This is a genomic window from Streptomyces sp. NPDC001410 (assembly GCF_042895235.1).
Taxonomy (GTDB): Bacteria; Actinomycetota; Actinomycetes; order Streptomycetales; family Streptomycetaceae; genus Streptomyces.
This window is the reverse complement of sequence record NZ_JBIAWE010000001.1, coordinates 165994-185326: the sequence shown is the minus strand read 5'-3', so window position 1 is coordinate 185326 and position 19333 is coordinate 165994. Positions and strand designations below refer to the sequence as shown.

Below are 19333 nucleotides of genomic sequence, written 5' to 3'. Positions count from 1 at the left end.
CGCCATGTCATCCGCCCTGTCCGCTTCACCGGCCTCTGCCCGTATCACCGCCCTGGACGTGCTGGACGTGCGTTTCCCGACGTCCGAGCACCTGGACGGGTCGGACGCGATGAACCCCGAACCCGACTACTCCGCCGCCTACGTCGTCCTGCGCACCGACGTCGGCGACGGCCTGGAGGGCCACGCCCTGGCCTTCACCACCGGCCGCGGCAATGACGTCCAGGCCGCCGCCATCGCCGCTCTCGCCCCGCACGTGGTGGGCCTGTCGGTCGATGAAGTCTGCGCCGACCTCGGCGCGTTCTCCCGTTCGCTCGTTCACGACCCGCAACTGCGCTGGCTGGGCCCGGAGAAGGGTGCCATCCACATGGCCACCGGCGCGGTCGTCAACGCCGCCTGGGACCTCGCCGCCAAGCGGGCAGGCAAGCCCGTGTGGCGCTTCCTCGGCGAGATGTCGCCCGAAGACCTGGTCGCCCAGGTCGACTTCCGCTGGCTCAGCGACGCCCTCACCCCCGAGGAGGCCCTGGAGATCCTGCGCCGCGCCGAGCCAGGCCGCGAACAGCGCATCGGCCGCCTGCTCGACCACGGCTACCCCGCCTACACCACCACCCCCGGCTGGCTCGGCTACTCCGACGAGAAGCTGGCCCGCCTCGCCCGCGAGGCCGTCACCGACGGCTTCACCCAGATCAAGCTGAAGGTCGGCGCGGACCTGGCGGACGACATTCGGCGCATGCGCACCGCACGCGAGACAGTCGGCGAATCCATCCGCATCGCCGTCGACGCCAACCAGAGATGGGACGTCCAGGCCGCGATCGACTGGATGCGCGCCCTGGCCCCCTACCACCCGTACTGGATCGAAGAGCCCACATCACCGGACGACATCCTCGGCCACGCCGCTGTCCGCAAGGCCGTCTGCCCCATCAAGGTCGCCACCGGCGAGCACATCGCCAACCGGGTCGTCTTCAAGCAGCTCCTCCAGGCCGGCGCGGTCGACATCGTGCAGATCGACTCCGCACGGGTCGGCGGCGTCAACGAGAACATCGCGATCCTGCTGCTCGCCGCGAAGTTCGGCGTCCCGGTCTGCCCGCACGCGGGAGGCGTCGGCCTGTGCGAGATGGTGCAGCACCTGTCGATGTTCGACTACGTCGCCGTCTCCGGCACGACCGAGGACCGGGTCATCGAGTACGTCGACCACCTGCACGAGCACTTCGTCGACCGGGTGCGCATCGTCGACGGCCACTACCTGGCGCCCACGCTACCCGGGCTTAGCGCGCAGATGCACGCCGAGTCCCTCAAGGAGTACGCCTACCCCGACGGCCCCGTCTGGACCGCTCGTGTCTGACGCCCAGGCCCTTGTCGACGCCCACCACCACGTGTGGGACCTGGACGTCCGGCCGCAGCCCTGGCTGGACGAGCCCGGGCACGAGCTGATCCGCCGGAACTTCAGCTCGCACGCCTTGCGCTCGGCCGCGACCCGGCCGATCGCCGGACGGCGACTGACGAGCACAGTGGTCGTCCAGTGCGTCGCGTCCGTGCCCGAGACCCGCGACCTCCTCGCCCTGGCCGACAGCGACCCGCTGATCGGTGCCGTGGTCGGCTGGGCGGACCTGACGTCCCCCGCGATCGGCGACGTACTCGACGACCTGCGGACCGGGCCCGCGGGCCGGTACCTGCGGGCCGTGCGGCACGTCGTGCAGGGCGAGTCCGACCCGCACTGGCTCGGGAGGCCGGACGTGGAAAGGGGGCTGCGAACGGTCGGGGAGCGCGGGCTCGGTTACGACGTGCTGATCCGCAGCCACCAGCTCCCGCAGGCAGTCCGCCTCGCGGAACGGCTCCCCGAGCTGCCCCTCGTCCTGGACCATGCCGGCAAGCCGCCGCTCGCGCGGCGGGAACTGACCGACTGGGCACAGCAGTTGCGGATGCTGGCCAGGCATCCCCAGGTCCGCTGCAAGGTGTCGGGTCTCGTCACCGAGGCCGACCACGAGAAGTGGACCATCGACGACATCCGTCCGGTGTGGGACGTCCTGCTCTCCGCCTTCGGTCCCGACCGGCTGATGTTCGGCTCCGACTGGCCGGTCGTGAACCTCGCGGGTGGCTGGAACCGCTGGGGCGCCACCGTCGAGGTGCTCCTGGACGGCTGCTCCGGCACCGAGATCCACGCGGTGCTCGCCGGCACCGCGACCGCCTTCTACCGCCTGACCGCCCCCACGAAGGAGGGGACACCGTGCTCCTGACGGAACTGCTGCACCCCGGGATCCTCGAATCCCTGGCCGGAGCCGGCCACGGCGCCCGCGTCCTGCTCGCCGACGGCCACTACCCCGCGAGCACCGCCACCGGCGAGCGCGCCAGGACCGTCCACCTCAACCTGGCCCCCGGCCTGCTCGACGTCAGCACCGTGCTCGACGTCCTGCTGCGTGCCCTGCCCGTCGAGGCGGCCCACGTCATGGTGCCGCCCGAGGGCGAACCGGAGCCGCCCGCCGTCGCCGAGTACCGCTCGATGCTGGCGCCCGTCCCGGTCGACACGCTCGGCCGCTTCGAGTTCTACGGCGCCGCCCGCTCGCCCGACCTGGCGCTGGCGATCGTCACCGCCGACACCCGCACCTACGCCAACCTGCTGCTGACCATCGGCGTCCGCGCTGAAGGGACCCTGACGACACGATGACTCTCGCCGTCCGTTACACGGCCGCCCGCACCCTGGACACCGCGGTCGTCGATGCTCCCGAGCCCGGTCCGGGTGAGGTGGAGGTGGCCCCCGCCTACGTCGGTATCTGCGGTACCGATCTGCACATCTTCCACGGCGACATGGACGCCCGGGTCGCCGCGCCCGCCGTTCTGGGACATGAGATGTCCGGCCGGATCGTGCGGGTCGGACCGGGCGTGGAGGGCTGGCAGCCCGGTGACGCGGTCACGGTGATGCCGCTGCGCTGGGACGACACCTGCCCGGCCTGCCAGGCCGGCCACCGGCACGTCTGCCAGCACCTGGACTTCATCGGCATCGACTCCCCGGGCGCGATGCAGCAGCGCTGGACGGTGCCCGCCTCGACGCTGATCAGGCTGCCGGAGTCGCTCGCCCTGGACCGGGCCGCGCTCGTCGAGCCGACCGCGGTCGCCGTGCACGACGTGGGCCGCGCCGAGGTCGCCGAGGGCGAGAAGGTCGTCGTGGTCGGCGGCGGCCCGGTCGGCCTCCTGATCGCGCTGGTCGCACGGGCCGCGGGCGCCGAGGTCCGGGTGGTGGAGCTGAGCACGCACCGTCGGCTGCTGGCCGAGGAGTTGGGGCTGACGGCGTGGAACCCGGCCGACGACGACGTGCCGGAGCTGGTGCGGCAGTGGACCGGGGAGGCGGGAGCGGACGTCGCCTTCGAGGTGTCCGGCGCGGCGGCCGGCGTGGACACGGCCGTCGAGGTCCTCGGGGTGCGCGGCCGGTTGTGCCTTGTCGCCATCCACCCGCGCCCCCGCGAGGTCAATCTGCACCGCTTCTTCTGGCGCGAACTGACCCTGGTGGGCGCCCGGTTGTACGACCGCGGCGACTTCGAGCGCGCGGTGGCCCTGGTGGCGGACGGCACGATCCCGGCCGAGCGGCTGATCAGCAAGGTCGTCCCGCTCATGCAGGCGCCCGCCGCCTTCGAGGCCCTGGAGGGCGGCGGCGACGTGATGAAGATCCTCGTGGACTGCACCGACGACGCTCAGGGAGTGGCCGGATGACCGCCTTCGACCTCACCGGAAAGCTCGCCGTCGTCACCGGGGCCCGGCGCGGCATCGGCCGGGCCATGGCTCGCGCGCTAGCCGAGGCCGGCGCGGACGTCATCGGCGTCAGCGCCGCGCTGGAGGAGTCCGGCAGCGCGGTCGAGAAGGACGTCCTCGCCGCCGCCCGCTCCTTCGAGGCGATCCGGACCGACTTCGCCGACCCGGAAGCCGTACGAGCCCTGGGCGCGGACCTGGCCGGGCGCGAGCGGCCGGTGGACATCCTGGTCAACAACGCGGGCACGATCCGCCGCGCTCCGGCGGCCGAACACGCCGACGCGGACTGGGAGTTGGTGCTCCAGGTCAACCTCAACGCGCAGTTCGCGCTGACCCGGACGGTCGGCGCGACGATGGTGGCCCGAGGCCAGGGGAAGGTCATCTTCACCGCCTCTCTGCTCAGTTTCCAGGGCGGCATCACGGTCCCCGGCTACACCGCCGCCAAGCACGGCATCGCCGGACTGACCAAGGCGCTGGCCAACGAATGGGCCCCACGCGGGGTGAACGTCAACGCCATCGCGCCCGGCTACATCGCCACCGACAACACCCAGGCCCTGCGGGACGACCCGGTGCGCAGCAGGGCGATCCTGGACCGGATCCCGGCCGGCCGCTGGGGCGACGCCGACGACCTGGCGGGCGCCACGGTGTTCCTCGCTTCGGACGCCGCCGCGTACGTGCACGGCGTCGTCCTGCCCGTCGACGGCGGATGGCTCGGCCGATGACCGGCACCGACCTGGCCTCCGCACTGGATGGGGCCCGCGTCGTGCCGGTGCTGACCGTGCCGTCTGCGGCGACCGCCGGCCCGCTGGCCGACGCGCTCGCGGCGGGCGGCGCCCGGTGCGCCGAGGTCACCTTCCGCACCCCCGGCGCCGAGCAGGTGCTCAAGACGATGGCCGCCCATGGGGGGCTCACCGTAGGCGCCGGCACGGTCCTCACGCCCGAGCAGGCGGAGCGGGCCGTGGCGGCCGGGGCCCGCTTCGTGGTATCGCCCGGCTTCGACGAGGAGGTCGTCGCCAGGTGCCGCGAGCTGGGGGTACCCGTGGTGCCCGGCATCGCCACCGCCACCGAGTTGATGCGCGCCCTGCGGGCCGGTGTCGACACCGTCAAGCTGTTCCCCGCCGAGCCGCTCGGCGGCCTGCGGACGCTGCGGGCGCTCGCGGCGCCCTTCCCCGGGACGCGCTTCGTACCGACCGGCGGGATCGACGCCTCCCGCATGGCCGCCTACCTCGCCGACCCGGCGGTCCTCGCCGTGGGCGGCAGTTGGATGGCCACCGTCGCCCATCTGGACAAGGGCGACTACGAGGACATCCGCCGACTGACGGCCGACGCGGTGGAGAGGAGCACGACGTGATCGACGTGGTGGCCCTCGGTGAGGTGATGCTGCGCTTCGACCCGGGTGAGGGACGGATCCGCACCGCCCGCTCCTTCCAGGTCTGGGAGGGCGGCGGCGAGTACAACGTGGTACGCGGACTGCGCCGCTGCTTCGGTCTGCGCACCGCCGTCGTGACCGCTCTCGCCGACAACGCGGTGGGCCGGCTGGTCGAGGACCTGATCCTCCAGGGCGGCGTCGACACCTCGCTGATCCGCTGGGTGCCGGACGACGGCATCGGCCGCACCGCCCGCAACGGCTTGAACTTCGTCGAACGCGGCTACGGGATCCGCGGCGCGCTGGGCGTCAGCGACCGCGCTCACACCGCCGTTTCCCAGCTGCGCAAAGGGGATGTCGACTGGGACACCATGTTCTCGGCCGGGGTGCGCTGGTTCCACACCGGCGGCATCTTCGCCGGCCTGTCCGACACCACGGTGGACGTCGCGGACGAGGCCATGGCCGCGGCCCGCCGCCACGGCGTCACCGTCTCCTACGACCCCAACCACCGCCCCAGTCTCTGGGCCGGCCGGGGCGGCGCTGACGCGGCCCGCGAGGTCGACCAGCGGCTCGCCCGGTACGCCGACGTCGTGGTGGGCGCACTGGGCCTGGCCGGGACGTACCCGGGACAGGCGCGCGTCGGGGCCGACGAGGTGCAGGACGCGCTCGCCGAGGTGGCCGGCCTGCTGCCCGAGGCGAAAGTGCTGGCAACGACCCTGCGCGACGTGCCCTCGGCCGGCGTCAACGACTGGTCCTCGGCCGCCTGGTCCGCCGAAACCGGCTTCGTCACCGGCCCTCGGATGCCCGGCCTGCAGGTCCTGGACCGCATCGGCTCCGGCGACGCCTTCGCCGCCGGCCTGATCCACGGACTGTTCAGGGGCACCGGCCTGGAGCGCGCCCTGGCCTACGGCACCGCCCACGGCGCGCTCACCATGACCACGCCCGGAGACGTCTCCATGGCCTCGCTCGCCGAGGTCGAGGCGCTCATCGCGGGCGGGTCGCCCCACGTCAGACGCTGACCGGCGCCCCCACCGCCCGTATCCCAGGAGCATGTCTTGCACCAGCGGAAGATCCAGAACACGTCCGTCACACTCACCGAGCTCGGCTTCGGGTCATCTGTGATCGGCAACCTCTACCGCGTCACCCCGGCCGACGACGCGACCGCCGCCGTCGACGTGGCCTGGGAGGCCGGCCTGCGGTATTTCGACACCGCACCGCACTACGGCCTCGGCCTCTCCGAGCGCCGTCTGGGCGCCGCCCTGCAAGGTCGCCCGCGGGACGAATACGTCATCTCCTCCAAGGTGGGCAGGCTGCTGGTGCCCAACGAGGAGCGACGTGGCGTCGACACCGAGGGCTTCGTCGTACGGGACGACCTGCGCCGGCAGTGGGACTTCAGCCGCGACGGCGTACTCCGCTCCATCGAGGACACGCTGCAGCGCACCGGCCTGGACCGCCTGGACATCGTCTACCTGCACGATCCGGACGACCACTGGCGGCAGGCGGCAGAGGAGGCCATGCCCACGCTCGCGGAGTTGCGCGACCAGGGCGTGATCGGCGCGATCGGCGCCGGCATGAACCAGTCGGCGATGCTGGCCCGCTTCCTGCGTGAGACCGCCGCCGACGTGGTGATGCTCGCCGGGCGCTACACACTCCTGGACCAGTCGGCGCTGGACGACGTCCTGCCCGCCGCGCGGGACCTCGGCAAGAGCGTGGTGGCGGTGGGCGTGTTCAACTCGGGACTGCTCTCCCGTGACCGGCCCGCCGAGGGTATGAAGTACGACTACCAGGACGCCCCGCCGGCTCTGGTCGCCCGTGCCCGGGCGATCGCCGAGGTCTGCGCGGCGCACGGGACCAGCCTGCCCGCCGCCGCGATCGCCTTCCCGCACACGCATCCCAGTATCATCAACATCACCCTCGGCATGCGGAATCCGGAACAGGTCGTACGAAACGTGGAACTCCATGATCAGCACGTCCCCGACGGTCTCTGGGACGATCTCCGAGCTCAGGGGCTGATCAGGTCGGACGTGCTCACGGAGCACGGTCGGGGGAGGGGTGTGCGGTGTCTCTGACGGACAAGGCCATCGAGCAGATCCGTGAGCTGATCCGGACCGGTGCCCTGCCTCCGGGCTCGAAGCTCCCACCGGAGCCGGATCTGGCCGCTCAGCTGGGCCTGTCCCGCAACCTCGCCCGTGAAGCGGTCAAGGCGCTGGCAGTCGCGCGGGTCCTGGAGGTCCGGCGGGGCGACGGCACGTATGTGACCAGCCTGCAGCCGAGCCTGCTGCTGGAGGGGCTCGGCGGCGCGGTGGAGCTGCTGCAGGGCGACTCGGTCGCCCTGCAGGACCTCATGGAGGTACGGCGGCTCCTCGAACCCATGGCCACGGCCCTTGCCGCCACGCGGATCTCTGATGAGCAACTGGCCGAGGTGAAGCGGCACCTGGACGCCATGCGCGAGGCCCGCGACGACGTCGAACGGCTCAACGCCCACGACGCCGCCTTCCACCGCGCCGTCGTCTCGGCCACGGGCAACGAGACCCTCCTCACCCTCCTGGAAGGGATCTCCGGCCGCACCCTGCGTGCCCGCATCTGGCGCGGTCTGGTCGACGACAAGGCCGCGGGCCGCACCCTCGCCGAGCACGAGGCGATCTTCAACGCCCTGTCCACCCGTGACGCCACCCTCAGCCAGGCCGCCGCACTGCTGCACGTGAGCAACACCGAGCAGTGGCTGAGGGAGCACCTGCGCTCGGGCGAAGCGCTCCCCTTCGGGACGACAGCGGGGAAGTGACGGGCGGGCGCCGCCTGCCCATGCCCTCGTTCGCCTGCGCTCACTCTGTCCGTACGGTGTCGTCCTTCGGTGTCGGATGCAGGGACGAGAGAATCTGATTGCCTGTCGCACGCTCGTAGTGGTCGCGCACCTCGACGTCGGGGCTTTCGAGGGACAGCGCGCGCCTCAACTTGAGCATGTTGGGTGCTCGCGCAACGGACGCAGCAGGGACCGGTCGAGGAATCGCCGTGCCAGGGCCGCGTACCGGTCCGTGCCGGTAACGTCGGCGAGGTCCGCCAGAACTCGCATGCGGGCGGCGGCGGAGTCGTGCACGTTGGCGGCGGTGATGGTGACGGGCCTCGTACGTGCAAGAGAACACCGGCTCCCCGTACACGCCGGCGGGTTCAGGCCACGGCCGGCGCCGCACCCGGCGATGCCCGCCACCGATGTTCTCCCGGGACCGGAGCTCGGAAAGGGCCGAGGTCCCGGGAGCGGGGGTCAGCCGGCGGTCACAGTGGTCCACTTCTGGTTGGAGCCGCCGTTGCAGTCCCACAGGTGGAGTTGCGTGCCGTCGGTCGTGGAGAAACCCGGAACGTCCAGGCAGCGGCCGGAGGCGGGGTTGCGGTAGCCGCCGTTGTACGGCTGCCAGACCTGGTTGGCGCCGCCGTGGCAGGACCAGATCTGTACCTTGGTGCCGTTGGCGGTGCCCCCGCCGGCGGCGTCGAGGCACTTGCCCATCGAGCGCAGGGTGCCGTCGGTGTAGGCGGACCAGAACTGGTTGGCGCCGTCGCCGCAGCTCCACGTCTGGACGGCCGTCCCGTCGGCGGTGTTGGCGCCGTTGACATCCAGGCACTTGCCGGCGATGCCGGACTGCACGCGTGCGGGGGCGGGGGCGGGATTCCTCAACCACCCCGCGCTGTCCGCGGCCTGGACGCCGCGGTGGAAGGCGTCGGCCATCTTCTGGTAGCCGGAGTCGTTGGGATGCAGGGTGTCGGCCAGGTCGGCCGTGGTCAGGCTGCTCATGTCGACGTGTGCGACGTGCTTGCCCGCGGCCTGTTCGTCCCTCACGATCTGGGGGATGGCCTGGTTGTACGCGGCCCGGTACTGCTCCTCCGAGCCGCTGGTGGACACGACCAGGGAGGCCACGAGGACGGTTGCGTCGGGGGCGGCGGCGGTGATCTGGTCGACCAGCGACCTCAGCCGGGCGGTGGCCGTGGAGACCTGGTAGCTCTCGTTGAGGTCGTTGGTACCGATATGCAGCGTCACGACGTTGGGCCGGTAGCGGGTCAGCGAGGCGTCGGTGAGTGCGGCGATCTGATGGATCTTGTATCCGGAGTGGCCTTCGTTGTAGGGGTCGGACATCGAACCGCCCCGCAACGTGCCGACGAAGTCGAGCGGATGGCCCTCCGCCGCGAGCTTGTCCCACAACGGTCCCCGGTAGCCGTTGCCCGTACTGCTTCCCACACCCCAGGTTATCGAGTCGCCCAACGGCATGATCCGCAAGGGCGTGTTCGAGGCGGCGGCGGCAGGGGTCACACCTGCCGCTGTCACCCCGAGCGCGGCGGCGACAAGCGTGATCACGGGTAGAGCCCAAGGCTTTCTCATGCAGCGTCCTCTTCTGCGAGTGATTGCTGACAGCGGGCCTGATCGCCGTTCGTGTCAGTAACTCGGCCGCAGCGCCTTCCCTTCGGCGTCGGCGGCCGCCCGACGTGCTGGCGGAACGGCGTGGACGGGGAGCCTCTTGCGCTCTGAGCGGCGAACCGGCCTCACAAGCGCACCCGTATAGATACCACGATCCTGGCTGGAACATCCCATGAATGTCAGAAATCAGGCATTGGTGATCCGGGGCGGGACCGTCAGTTTCCGCCAAAGTGTGCTGCTCCTCCGGCCTGTTCGCCCCTCCCTCCCTCTGTTGTCGGCCCGTTAACATCCTATGTCTGGTTGCTGGTGTTCGACCCTGTCGCACTGTCCCCGCCGTACAGCAGCGCCAGTGATGGGCGACGCAGCGCCGTGCTGTGTGGATGGAGGAACGAGGGCGGCGTGCTGCCACGGACAACGAACCCGACCGCAGCCTCCAGCCGGAGGTGAACGTCGACTGCACGCCGGAGCGGTCCCCAGCCGGCGCCTTGTCCCGTACGGACTCCAGGCGGCCGGAGGAGAGGTAGGGCGGGGACCGCGCCGTCACGCGGCACGACCCCCGCCGGGCGTCGTCACAGTGCGAGGATCTGCCAGTCCTGATTGGAGCCGCCGGTGGCGGGCCACTGGATGACCGAAGCGCCGTCTGCGGTGGAGGCGTCCTTGACGTCGGCGCACCAACCGTTGCGGACGTTGACGAGCTGGTGGTAGCCGCTGGTCTGGGAGGGCATCAGCTTCCACGACTGGTTGTCGCCGCCGTCGTCGGTCCACTGGCTCAGTCCGTCGCCCTGGGCCGAGCCGCCCGGGCTTTGCAGGACCTTGCCGCTGCGGACGTTGGACAGCCGGTAGGAGCCGTCGGTGTTGGGCAGCAGCTTCCACTGCTGGTTGGTACCGCCGCTCCACGGCCACTGGATGACGGTGCCCCCGTCGGCGGTCGAGGCGCCGCTGACGTCCAGCACCTTGCCGCTCTTGCGGTTCACCAGCCGGACGGTGCCGACGTCCGCGCTGAAGGGCCGGTCGTAGACCTCCAGGCTGCGGATCGACGCCCAGACACCCGAGGGCAGCCCGGTGACCGTCACCCGCACATACCGTGCCTGAGCGCGGAAGACCGAGACCTGCACCTGACTGGTGCTGGTGGTGGCGGTCAGGTCGGCCAGGGTGGTCCAGCCGGCGCTGTCAGTGGAACCCTCGATCCGGTAGCGGTAGTTCGTGGACGGGGACTCCCAGGCGATACGTGTTCCGGTCAGCGACCTCACCGACCCCAGGTCCACCTTCAGCCACTGCCCCGTGTCGCCGTTGCTCGCGCACCAGCGGGTGGCGGTGGAGCCGTCGACGGCCTTGGCCGCGGTGTTGCCCTTGGAGGTCTCCTCGCTGCCGGCCGTGGCCGTCTTGCCGACGGCGATGTCGGCCGGCTGCACGGAGCGGTCCAGCGTGACCTCGACGACGCTGTCCTCGGGGATGCGGGTGCGGTTGACGCCGGTGATCGTCACCCTGCCGTCCGAGCCGACGGTGTACGACAGGTCGGTACCCGTGGCGACCTCGAAGACGCGGGTGACCTTGGCGTCTCCAGTGGACGGGGTGGTGAAGGAGGTGCCGCTGTAGCCGGGCAGCAGGTGGACGTAGAAGGTGTTGTCCTTGTACGTGAACCCGTACTGGCCGTCGACCGGTTCCCAGGGTCCGCCGCGCGTGCCGTAGACGGCCTGGCCGCAGGTGGACAGGAAGGAGCCGACTCTGCGCACCGCTGCGGCCTGGTCGGCGGGGACCACGCCGGTGCGGTCGGGGCCGACGTTGAGGAGGACGGTCATGTTGCGCACCCAGGAGTTGACCAGGATGTTCATGATGTTGCCGAAGCTCATCACGGGTGTGCCGGCCTTGTAGCCCCAGGCGCCGCCGATGGTGAAGCACTTCTCCGCCAGCTTGCCGGTGCGCATCGCGCCGGTCGGCACGGAACCGCCTTCCTCGCTGGTGAAATCGCCGATCCAGCCGGAGCGCAGAGTAGTGACGATGTCGGGCTGGTGCTTGCGCGCCAGGCCGGTCAGCCCCAACGGCTTGCCGGTGGCGGAGTCGGTCTCGCTGTAGGCGGAGTCCACCGGCCACTCGTTGGAGGGGTCGCGGAACTTGCCGGGCTCCCAGAAGAAGGCGGCGTCCGCGTCGGTACCCTGCTGGCCGAGCCAGCCGCCGTCCCACCACAGGTCGTCGATCTTGCCGTACTGGGTGACCAGCTCCTTGACCTGCTGGTACACCTCGTTCTTCATGATCCGCGCGTTCTCCTTGTGCGCGGGATCGGTGACGTAACCCCACGCGTTCGGGAGGCAGTTGGTGCCGCGGACGTCGTAATAGCCGGGGTAGCGCCAGCTCAACGGTGAGTAGTACAGGCCCACCCGCAACCCGGCGTCGCGCACGGCGGTGACGTACTGGCTGATGAAGTCGCGCTGCAGGGGCGCCTGTCCGCTGTGCCAGGCGCTCGGGTGGGTGGACGGCCACAACGCGAACCCCTCGTGGTGGCGGGCCGTGAGGACCGTGTACTTGGCGCCCATGTCCTTGGCCAGCTGCGCCCAGGCGGCGGGGTTGTAAGCAGTGGCGGTGAACTGTTCGCTGGTGGCGTCAGTAAGGTACTTCCGGTAGTTCTCCGGCGTGATGGCGGCGTTCTCCATGTACCACTCGCCCTTGGCCGGGCCGGAGTAGACCCCCCAGTGGATGAACATGCCGAGCTTTGCGTCCTGCAGCCACTGGATCTTCTCGTCGGACTGCTGCTCGATGCCCAGGTCCGGCTGGGGGACTCGCAGGGGGAGGAGGGGCAGCGGCGGTGGGGAGGAGGCGGCGTGGGCGGGGGGCGCCAGCGTCGGCGAGACGGCTGCGGCAACCGTCAGGGCGGCCATGCCGGTCAGCACTCTGCGGCGACTGATCGGTTCGGGCAAGGTTCTCTCCTGACTGTTCACAGAACAGCGCGGGCGGTGTGCCGGTTCAGGTTCAAAGCGAGCGGGTGGAGGGGTGTTCCGGTGATGGACCCCATGCCGCGACGCAACAGGAACATTGGATGTATTAGCGAGTACTGAACAGGCTGTTGTCCAGTACCCAGACGCAACTGGCTGATGGAACAGGGCTTTTACGCCACCGCTCTCTGGATCGTCGACTCTTGACATGGGATGTATTTACCGTGCGGTAGCTCTTGACGAGGACATGCCTGGTGCTTACCGTCCTGCGACGGATCCGAACAGATTTCAACAACAAGAAGCCTGTCGCCGGGAGCGGAGTACCGATGCTCAGACGTGCGTTGTCCCCTCTTCTCGCCCTTGTCCTGGGCGTGTTCACGCTGCTGGTCGCCGGCGCGCCGGCCCAGGCGGCCCCGGTCACCGTGACCAACGGGACGCAGTTCGCCGACACCGCGGGAGCCGTGGTGCACGCCCATGGCGGCGGGGTGATCAAGGTGGGCGCGTACTACTACTGGTTCGGTGAGAACCGGAACGCTGACAACACCTTCCGCGCTGTCTCCGCCTACCGCTCGACCGACCTGAAGACCTGGGAGTTCAGACGCAACGTGCTGACCCGGACCAGCGATCCTGAGCTGGCGGTCGCCAACATCGAGCGTCCGAAGGTCATTTACAACAGCACGACCGGCAAGTTCGTGATGTGGATGCACAAGGAGAACGGCAGCGACTACAACCAATCCCGTTCCGCGGTAGCCGTCTCCGACACCGTCGACGGCGACTACGCCTGGCGGGGCAGCTTCCGGCCGCCGTCCGGTACGACGTCCCGGGACATGACCCTGTTCAAGGACGACGACGGGACCGCGTACCAGGTCACTTCGGCGGCCGGCAACGCCGACCTGCACATCTACAAGCTCACCGCCGACTACACCGGCTACGACAGCCTGGTTGCCAACCCCTGGCCGAAGAACTACCGCGAGGCGCCCGCCCTGTTCAAGCGCGACGGCGTCTACTTCATGCTCACGTCCGGCACCAGCGGCTGGAACCCCAACCAGCAGAAGTACGCCACCGCCACCAGCCTGGCCGGCCCCTGGACCGCCATGACCGAGATCGGCGACGCGACCACCTACGGTTCCCAGACGGCGTTCGTGCTGCCCGTGCAGGGAACCTCGGGCACCTCCTACCTCTACATGGGCGACCGCTGGGGCAACTCCATGGGCGGCACGGTCAACGACTCGCAGTACGTCTGGCTGCCGCTGACCTTCCCGACCAGGACCACCATGAACCTGCCGTGGTACCCGCAGGTCGCCATCGACACGGCTGCCGGCACGGTCACCGGAGTGGGCGGCGGCCCGTACTACAACCTCGTCGCCCGGCACAGCGGCAAGTGCCTCGACATCACCGACAACTCCGCCGCCGACAGCGCGATCGCGCTGCAGTACACCTGCAACGGTGGCCTCAACCAGCAGTGGCGGCTCCAGGACGCGGGCGACGGCTACGTCCGGGTGCTCGCCCAGCACAGCGGTAAGTGCCTGGACGTCGACGGGGGCTCCACCGCCGACGGCGCGTTCGTGAACCAGTACCACTGCACGACGGGCACCAACCAGCAGTGGCGGTTCGACGACCAGGGAGGCGGCTACTACCGCCTGGTGGCCCGGCACAGCGGCAAGTGCCTGGACGTCGCGGACGCCTCGACGGCCAATGGTGCCCGCCTCATCCAGTGGCCCTGCGGTACCGGAGCCAACCAGCAGTTCCAGCGGGCCGCGGTGTGAGACGGGCGGCGACGCCGAGCAACGATTCCAACAGCGGTGCGCCCCGGCCCTGCCCTGGGCGCGCCCCCAGCGGACAGGCAGCCGCACTCAGTGAAGGAGACACAGATGACGGGCATGCGTACGGCATGCAGGGTCCCGCGGTGGCGACGGGGGAGGCGTACTGGGGTGCTCGCCGCGGTGACCGCCCTGATGGCAACGCTCCTGTCCGGGTTGGGCGCCGCCGGGACGGCGCAGGCGGCCACCGTGGACACGAACGCGTCGTACGTGCTGGTCAACCGTGGCAGCGGCAAGGTGCTCGACGTGGCGGGCGCGAGCACGGCCGACGGGGCGAGTCTCACGCAGTGGACCCGCACCGATGGCGCCAACCAGCGGTTCCAGTTCGTCGACTCGGGTGGCGGCTACTACCGGTTGAAGGCGCAGCACTCCGGCAAGGTGCTGGACGTCTACAACTACTCCTCGGCCGACCACGCGGACATCGTGCAGTGGAGCGACCTCAACGGCACCAACCAGCAGTTCCGGCTGTCCGACTCGGCGGACGGATACGTCCGTCTGCTCAACCGCAACAGCGGCAAGGCCGTCGAGGTGGAGAACGCCTCGACCGCGGACGGTGCCAAGGTCGTGCAGTTCACCGACTGGGGCGGGGCCAACCAGCAGTGGCAGCTGGTCCGCGTCGGCTCCAGCGGCGGCGGCGCACTGCCATCGACGTTCCGGTGGTCCTCCAGCGGCGTCCTGGCCGGTCCGAAGCCGGACGCCCAGCATCCGGACGTGACGTCGATCAAGGACTTCTCAGTCGTTCGGTACAACAACCAGTGGGTGACCTTCGCGACCAGCGCCAGCCCTTCCGGCTGGGGTCTGGTGCAGTTCAACTTCGACGACTGGTCCCAGGCTGGGTCCGCACCGCAGACCTACCTCGACACCTCGCCCATGGGCCCTGGCTACCGGGCCGCGCCCCAGGTGTTCTACTTCGCGCCGCAGAACCTGTGGTACATGGTCTACCAGACCGGTCCGCCCACCTACTCCACCAGCACCAACCCCGCCGACCCGCACTCCTGGTCCGCGCCGCGCACCCTCATCTCCCAGGAGCCGCCCATCGTCACCCAGAACAAGGGCAACGGCACCTGGATCGACTTCTGGGTCATCTGCGACACGGCCAACTGCCACCTGTTCTTCAGTGACGACAACGGCCAAATCTACCGCGCCCGGACCAGCCTGGCGAACTTCCCGAACGGTTTCGGGAACACGCAGATGGTGATGTCGGACACCAAGAACAACCTGTTCGAGGCGACCAACGTGTACAAGGTCGCCGACAGCAACCAGTACCTGCTCCTCCAGGAGGCCATCAGCAACACGTCGGGCCGGCGCTACTTCCGCTCCTTCACCTCCACCAGCCTCACCGGCAGCTGGACCCCCCTGGCCGCCACCGAGAACGAACCCTTCGCCAGCCGCAACAACGTCACCTTCCCCGGCGGCGCCTGGACCCAGGACATCAGCCACGGCGAGATGGTCCGCGCCGGCAACGACCAGAACCTGACCATCAACCCGTGCCGACTGCAGTACGTCTACCAGGGCATGGACCCCAACGCCGGAGGCGACTACATACGCCTGCCCTGGCGGATGGGCCTGCTCACCCAGACCAACTCCACCTGCTGACCGGCCGAACCGTCATCGAGCATCCACGCACCCCGCCGGGCAACTCACCCGGCGGGGTGATGTGCTGCTTGCCCGGCGCCACGGCAGCCGGTCGCACCCGTCGCCGCCCGGCTTGGCGAGGCGGTCTGTCCCGGCCCCGGCAGGCAGGGGGCGGTCTCGGCGCGTTTCCCGCCGACGGCATCGCGCGCCGCGTCCGGTGAACGGAGCGCCGGCGAATTCGCCCGTGGCCGGAAGGCGGTGCCCGCCCGGGGAGTCTCCCCGGGCGGGCACCCGCCCCACCTCAGGACGCCGTACCGGTCACTGTGCTTCCCGACTTGGTCACGTGATACGTCACGGTGGCGCCGCTCCAGAAATGGAAGGTGAGCTTCACGGGTGCGTTGTCCTTGACCGCGTCGAGGAAGGCGGGAGTGAGGCGGATGGCCTTCTTGGCGTAGTCCGGCGCGAAGGCGGTGTTGAACTGCTGGTACGGGGTCCAGCTGGTAGGGCCGGCGTTGCCGCCGTCGACGTACTCGGCCTTCATCGTCGCCAGCACATCACCCCGGAACTGCGTGGGGATGCGGAACGAACCGGCCGTTCCGGTCGTGCTCGACTGTGCCGGGGCGTCGTGGGAGATCACCTGGATCCGCCAGGGGACTCCTCGGGAGAACTCGGCCTGGAGCATCGCGTTGACCCCGTAGGAGCGGTCGCCGACGAGCCGCGTGAGCGTGGCCGCCTTCAGGGTGAGCCGGTTGCCGGAGAGGACGTAGTCCCTGCCGCTGACCAGCTTGGTGGTGCCCTGCTTGAGAGCCTTGAAGGTGGTTCCGTTCAGGTTCAGCGTGAGGGTACGGTCCTTGACGGGACCGGACTTCGGTACAAAGACGTTGTCCGAGGAGGCGGTTGCCGAGCGCGTCGTCCAACTCGACTTGATCTGGCGGAAGAGCCCCGCATCCTTCCACCGGAGCTTGCCGCGGTCGTAGAAGGAGCCGTTGTCCCACAGCACGGTGGTGACCTTGTTACTGCGGGCGGCGTGGCCGAGCGCCTCGAAGTATTTCAGCATCTCGCCGCGTTCCACGGCGCCGGGGCCGTGGTCGTAGCCGAGCAGGCCGTACTCGCCGAGGACGACGGGGATGCCCTGGGCGACGAAGGTGTCGCGCATCCGCCGGAACGTCTTGTCCAGGTCTCCCCAGGCCTGCGTGTCGAAGCGGGTGGAGCCGGCGACGTTCACACTGAACGGGAAGTAGCCGTAGTAGTGCACGGTGGCGATCAGTCGTGGGTCGTGCAGCGACTTGATCGTGGTGGCCAGGTTGTCCATCAGCCGCTGGTCGGGGGTGCAGACCTCGGTGGGCAGCATGAGCAGGCGCTTGGTGTTGTTGCCTCCCGACGCGCGAACGACCTTGTGGAAGGACGTGTTCAGCTCGTTGAGCAGCTCGGCCTTACGAGCGTTGTCGGCGTTGTCAAATTGGGGCTCGTTGACGCTCTCGAAGACCAGCTGGGCGGGCTCGTTCCGGAACGCGGTGGCGATCTGGGTCCAGGTCGTGTTGAAGCGGGCCAGGACCTTGTCGTGATCGGTGGACATCTTGCTGGTCCACTGCCAGGAGTCGTGATGGACGTCGATGATCACGTAGAAGCCGTCGGCGATCGCCCAGTCGACGACCTCTTTGACCCGGCTCAGGTACGCCGGGTCGATCGTGTAGTTCGGAGCCGCTCCCTGGTGGTCGCTCCAGGTCACGGGGATTCGGATGCTCTTGAAGCCCTGGGCGCGGACCGAGTCCAGCAGGGCCTTGGCGGTGCGGGGCTGGCCCCAGTTGGTCTCGTTGGGGATGGCGTCCAGGCTGTTGCCCAGGTTCCATCCCGGCTGCATCGCGGCCACGGCCGCCATCGCGTTGTCGGGAACCGGGGCCGTCGCCGCGGACGCCTGGGGCTTGCCGTCGTCGCCGAACATCCCGAAGACCGTGCCGTAGGCGATGACGCCCGCGGCGATGAGTGCCAGCGGTGTACCCACTGCGAGCCTAAGCCGACGTCGGCGGTGCTGTGGGGCCTGCTGCTTCTTCATTGCTCATCCGTTCTGGAAGATCGAGCCGGTGTCGCCCCTTAGTCGCCGCCGACGGGCAGGAGGTTGCCGTCATTCACAGGCAAGGCACAGGCAAGGCACAGACACGGCCGCTGCCCTCTGCAGGGGGACCGGCTGCCGGCAATCTCACGGCGCTGCAGTGGCAACCCAATCCCGTTGCCCGAGTGCACGTGGGCTTGGGGCCGTCGAGCCGCCTCGGATCTGCCGTCGGGCCGCTTCCAGCCTTGACGATGTTCGCACTGTCGGGAGCGCCCCGAAGTCGACGTTGGACCTTCGTCGAGAAAAGGGGCGCGGGCGTCCGAGCGGAGCCTCCCGCAAGAAACTGACTCTCTGTCAGTAAAGTCAGCATTGGGTCAGCATCAGTCTGACCACGCTGGAAGCGTTTGCTTACGTGGATGTAGTCAACCGGGCGGGGTGAGCCTCTCCGTGCCCGGCTGTCGGAGCTTCTCGCGAGGAAAATACCAGCTCAACGCACGCGACCCCGCGGCTTCAGCGGCACAGCCGGCAGCTCCGGCGCAGGCAGCGGGCCCCCGTCGTACCCCTTCACTTCCCCGAACCTCGACCCGCTCGTCCAGTCCTCGCGGGCCTGTTCGATCTCCTGCTGCGTACGCCCGACGAAGTTCCACCACATGATCAGCTCCTCGGCGAACGGCTCGCCGCCCAGCAGCATGATCCCGGCGTCCGACTCGGCGCGCAGCGGGAGTTCGGTGCGGCCGCAGCCGAGGTAGAGCAGCGAGCCGGGCAGCACCGGCACCCCGTCGACGTGCACCTCGCCGGACATCGCCAGCACGCCGTACTCGAAGTCCGGTACGAGGGGCAGACGGAGGTCGGCGCCCCGGCTCAGGGCGAGGTCGGCGCCGACGATCGGGGTGAACGTCGTACCGGGCGAGGACGATCCGTCGAGGTCGCCGAGGATCACGGTCGCGGTCAGGCCGGGCGCGGTGACCGTGGGCAGTTCGGAGTGGTACTCGAACCTGGGGTCGGTGTGGCGGTGCTCGTCCGGGAGCGCGACCCACAGCTGGGCGCCGTGCAGGAAGCGGGCGTGCGACTTGGGGCTCTCCTCGGAGTGGCTGATGGCCCGGCCCGAGGTCATCAGGCCCAGCTGCTTGGGCCGGATCGTCTGGAGGCTGCCGGTGGAGTCCCGGTGCAGCACCTCGCCCTCGTGCAGCCAGCTGACCGTCTGCAACCCGATGTGCGGATGCGGCGGGACCTGCATGCCGGGCTCGTCGGCGATGTCGTCGGGGCCGTAGTGGTCGACGAAGGCCCACGCGCCGATCATGCGCCGGCCGAGGTTCGGCAGCAGTCGGCGGACCTCGGTCGACTCCCCGAGTTTCACCAGGCGGGGGCTCAGCAGCTCGCGGACGGGTTCGGCGACGACGAATCCGCGGCCGCCGCACACGCTCGGTACGGGAGCGCGGTCAAGGTTGCTCATACCGC

15 protein-coding genes are annotated in these 19333 nt (G+C 69.8%); 11 read left to right on the top strand and 4 right to left on the bottom strand.

Annotated elements, in window-relative coordinates; genetic code table 11:
• Nucleotides 1-4 precede the first annotated feature (4 nt).
• The 9 genes from ACFY3C_RS00845 to ACFY3C_RS00805 are packed head-to-tail and all read left to right on the top strand — an operon-like array spanning nucleotide 5 to nucleotide 7883.
• On the top strand, nucleotides 5-1339 hold the full coding sequence (locus ACFY3C_RS00845; protein ID WP_390769177.1) for an enolase C-terminal domain-like protein: 1335 nt from the start codon (nucleotides 5-7) through the stop codon (nucleotides 1337-1339).
• Complete coding sequence (locus ACFY3C_RS00840; protein WP_386577948.1) at nucleotides 1332-2231, top strand: amidohydrolase family protein; 900 nt, start codon at nucleotides 1332-1334, stop codon at nucleotides 2229-2231. Before ACFY3C_RS00845 ends, ACFY3C_RS00840 begins: the two co-directional genes overlap by 8 nt.
• A complete protein-coding gene (locus ACFY3C_RS00835; protein WP_386577949.1) occupies nucleotides 2222-2659 on the top strand; it encodes an RbsD/FucU domain-containing protein in 438 nt (145 codons plus the stop codon). Before ACFY3C_RS00840 ends, ACFY3C_RS00835 begins: the two co-directional genes overlap by 10 nt.
• Nucleotides 2656-3699, top strand: a complete 1044-nt coding sequence (locus tag ACFY3C_RS00830; protein ID WP_390769176.1) for a zinc-binding dehydrogenase — start codon at nucleotides 2656-2658, stop codon at nucleotides 3697-3699. Before ACFY3C_RS00835 ends, ACFY3C_RS00830 begins: the two co-directional genes overlap by 4 nt.
• The gene (locus ACFY3C_RS00825; RefSeq protein ID WP_386577952.1) at nucleotides 3696-4457 is read left to right on the top strand and encodes an SDR family oxidoreductase; all 762 of its coding nucleotides are present in this window, start codon (nucleotides 3696-3698) and stop codon (nucleotides 4455-4457) included. Before ACFY3C_RS00830 ends, ACFY3C_RS00825 begins: the two co-directional genes overlap by 4 nt.
• The gene (locus tag ACFY3C_RS00820) at nucleotides 4454-5086 is read left to right on the top strand and encodes a bifunctional 4-hydroxy-2-oxoglutarate aldolase/2-dehydro-3-deoxy-phosphogluconate aldolase (protein WP_390769175.1); all 633 of its coding nucleotides are present in this window, start codon (nucleotides 4454-4456) and stop codon (nucleotides 5084-5086) included. The genes ACFY3C_RS00825 and ACFY3C_RS00820 overlap by 4 nt, the downstream gene beginning before the upstream one ends.
• Nucleotides 5083-6120 (top strand): sugar kinase, encoded by a 1038-nt coding sequence (locus ACFY3C_RS00815; RefSeq protein ID WP_386577954.1) that lies wholly within the window; start codon nucleotides 5083-5085, stop codon nucleotides 6118-6120. Before ACFY3C_RS00820 ends, ACFY3C_RS00815 begins: the two co-directional genes overlap by 4 nt.
• Before the next feature lie 36 nt (nucleotides 6121-6156).
• The gene (locus ACFY3C_RS00810) at nucleotides 6157-7170 is read left to right on the top strand and encodes an aldo/keto reductase (RefSeq protein WP_390769174.1); all 1014 of its coding nucleotides are present in this window, start codon (nucleotides 6157-6159) and stop codon (nucleotides 7168-7170) included.
• Entirely contained in the window at nucleotides 7161-7883 is a 723-nt protein-coding gene (locus ACFY3C_RS00805; RefSeq protein WP_386577956.1) for a FadR/GntR family transcriptional regulator, read from the top strand. Before ACFY3C_RS00810 ends, ACFY3C_RS00805 begins: the two co-directional genes overlap by 10 nt.
• A gap of 477 nt (nucleotides 7884-8360) precedes the next feature.
• On the opposite strand, the gene ACFY3C_RS00800 is transcribed toward ACFY3C_RS00805, so the two are convergent.
• Nucleotides 8361-9467 (bottom strand): ricin-type beta-trefoil lectin domain protein, encoded by a 1107-nt coding sequence (locus ACFY3C_RS00800; RefSeq protein WP_390769173.1) that lies wholly within the window; start codon nucleotides 9465-9467, stop codon nucleotides 8361-8363.
• 605 nt (nucleotides 9468-10072) lie between these two features.
• Complete coding sequence (locus tag ACFY3C_RS00795) at nucleotides 10073-12415, bottom strand: alpha-L-fucosidase (RefSeq protein WP_390769172.1); 2343 nt, start codon at nucleotides 12413-12415, stop codon at nucleotides 10073-10075.
• 341 nt (nucleotides 12416-12756) lie between these two features.
• Here ACFY3C_RS00795 and ACFY3C_RS00790 point away from each other — a divergent pair, with 341 nt between their 5' ends.
• Nucleotides 12757-14196 carry an RICIN domain-containing protein gene (locus ACFY3C_RS00790; RefSeq protein WP_390769171.1) on the top strand — a complete coding sequence of 480 codons (1440 nt, stop codon included), beginning with the start codon at nucleotides 12757-12759 and terminating at the stop codon, nucleotides 14194-14196.
• A gap of 189 nt (nucleotides 14197-14385) precedes the next feature.
• Nucleotides 14386-15846 carry a non-reducing end alpha-L-arabinofuranosidase family hydrolase gene (locus ACFY3C_RS00785; protein WP_390769533.1) on the top strand — a complete coding sequence of 487 codons (1461 nt, stop codon included), beginning with the start codon at nucleotides 14386-14388 and terminating at the stop codon, nucleotides 15844-15846.
• 280 nt (nucleotides 15847-16126) lie between these two features.
• Here the strand turns inward: ACFY3C_RS00785 and ACFY3C_RS00780 are convergent, their stop codons facing one another.
• Both ACFY3C_RS00780 and ACFY3C_RS00775 read right to left on the bottom strand, forming a co-directional pair.
• Nucleotides 16127-17878, bottom strand: coding sequence for a cellulase family glycosylhydrolase (locus ACFY3C_RS00780; RefSeq protein ID WP_390769170.1), 1752 nt, complete (start codon nucleotides 17876-17878; stop codon nucleotides 16127-16129).
• A gap of 484 nt (nucleotides 17879-18362) precedes the next feature.
• Nucleotides 18363-19328 carry a pirin family protein gene (locus ACFY3C_RS00775; RefSeq protein WP_390769169.1) on the bottom strand — a complete coding sequence of 322 codons (966 nt, stop codon included), beginning with the start codon at nucleotides 19326-19328 and terminating at the stop codon, nucleotides 18363-18365.
• Nucleotides 19329-19333 lie beyond the last annotated feature (5 nt).

Coding starts and splice junctions, on each gene's coding strand:
- ACFY3C_RS00845 (WP_390769177.1), top strand. CDS start 5: ATGTCATCCGCCCTGTCCGCTTCACCGGCCTCTGCCCGTATCACCGCC.
- ACFY3C_RS00830 (WP_390769176.1), top strand. CDS start 2,656: ATGACTCTCGCCGTCCGTTACACGGCCGCCCGCACCCTGGACACCGCG.
- ACFY3C_RS00825 (WP_386577952.1), top strand. CDS start 3,696: ATGACCGCCTTCGACCTCACCGGAAAGCTCGCCGTCGTCACCGGGGCC.
- ACFY3C_RS00820 (WP_390769175.1), top strand. CDS start 4,454: ATGACCGGCACCGACCTGGCCTCCGCACTGGATGGGGCCCGCGTCGTG.
- ACFY3C_RS00800 (WP_390769173.1), bottom strand. CDS start 9,467: ATGAGAAAGCCTTGGGCTCTACCCGTGATCACGCTTGTCGCCGCCGCG.
- ACFY3C_RS00790 (WP_390769171.1), top strand. CDS start 12,757: ATGCTCAGACGTGCGTTGTCCCCTCTTCTCGCCCTTGTCCTGGGCGTG.
- ACFY3C_RS00785 (WP_390769533.1), top strand. CDS start 14,386: ATGGCAACGCTCCTGTCCGGGTTGGGCGCCGCCGGGACGGCGCAGGCG.
- ACFY3C_RS00780 (WP_390769170.1), bottom strand. CDS start 17,878: ATGAAGAAGCAGCAGGCCCCACAGCACCGCCGACGTCGGCTTAGGCTC.
- ACFY3C_RS00775 (WP_390769169.1), bottom strand. CDS start 19,328: ATGAGCAACCTTGACCGCGCTCCCGTACCGAGCGTGTGCGGCGGCCGC.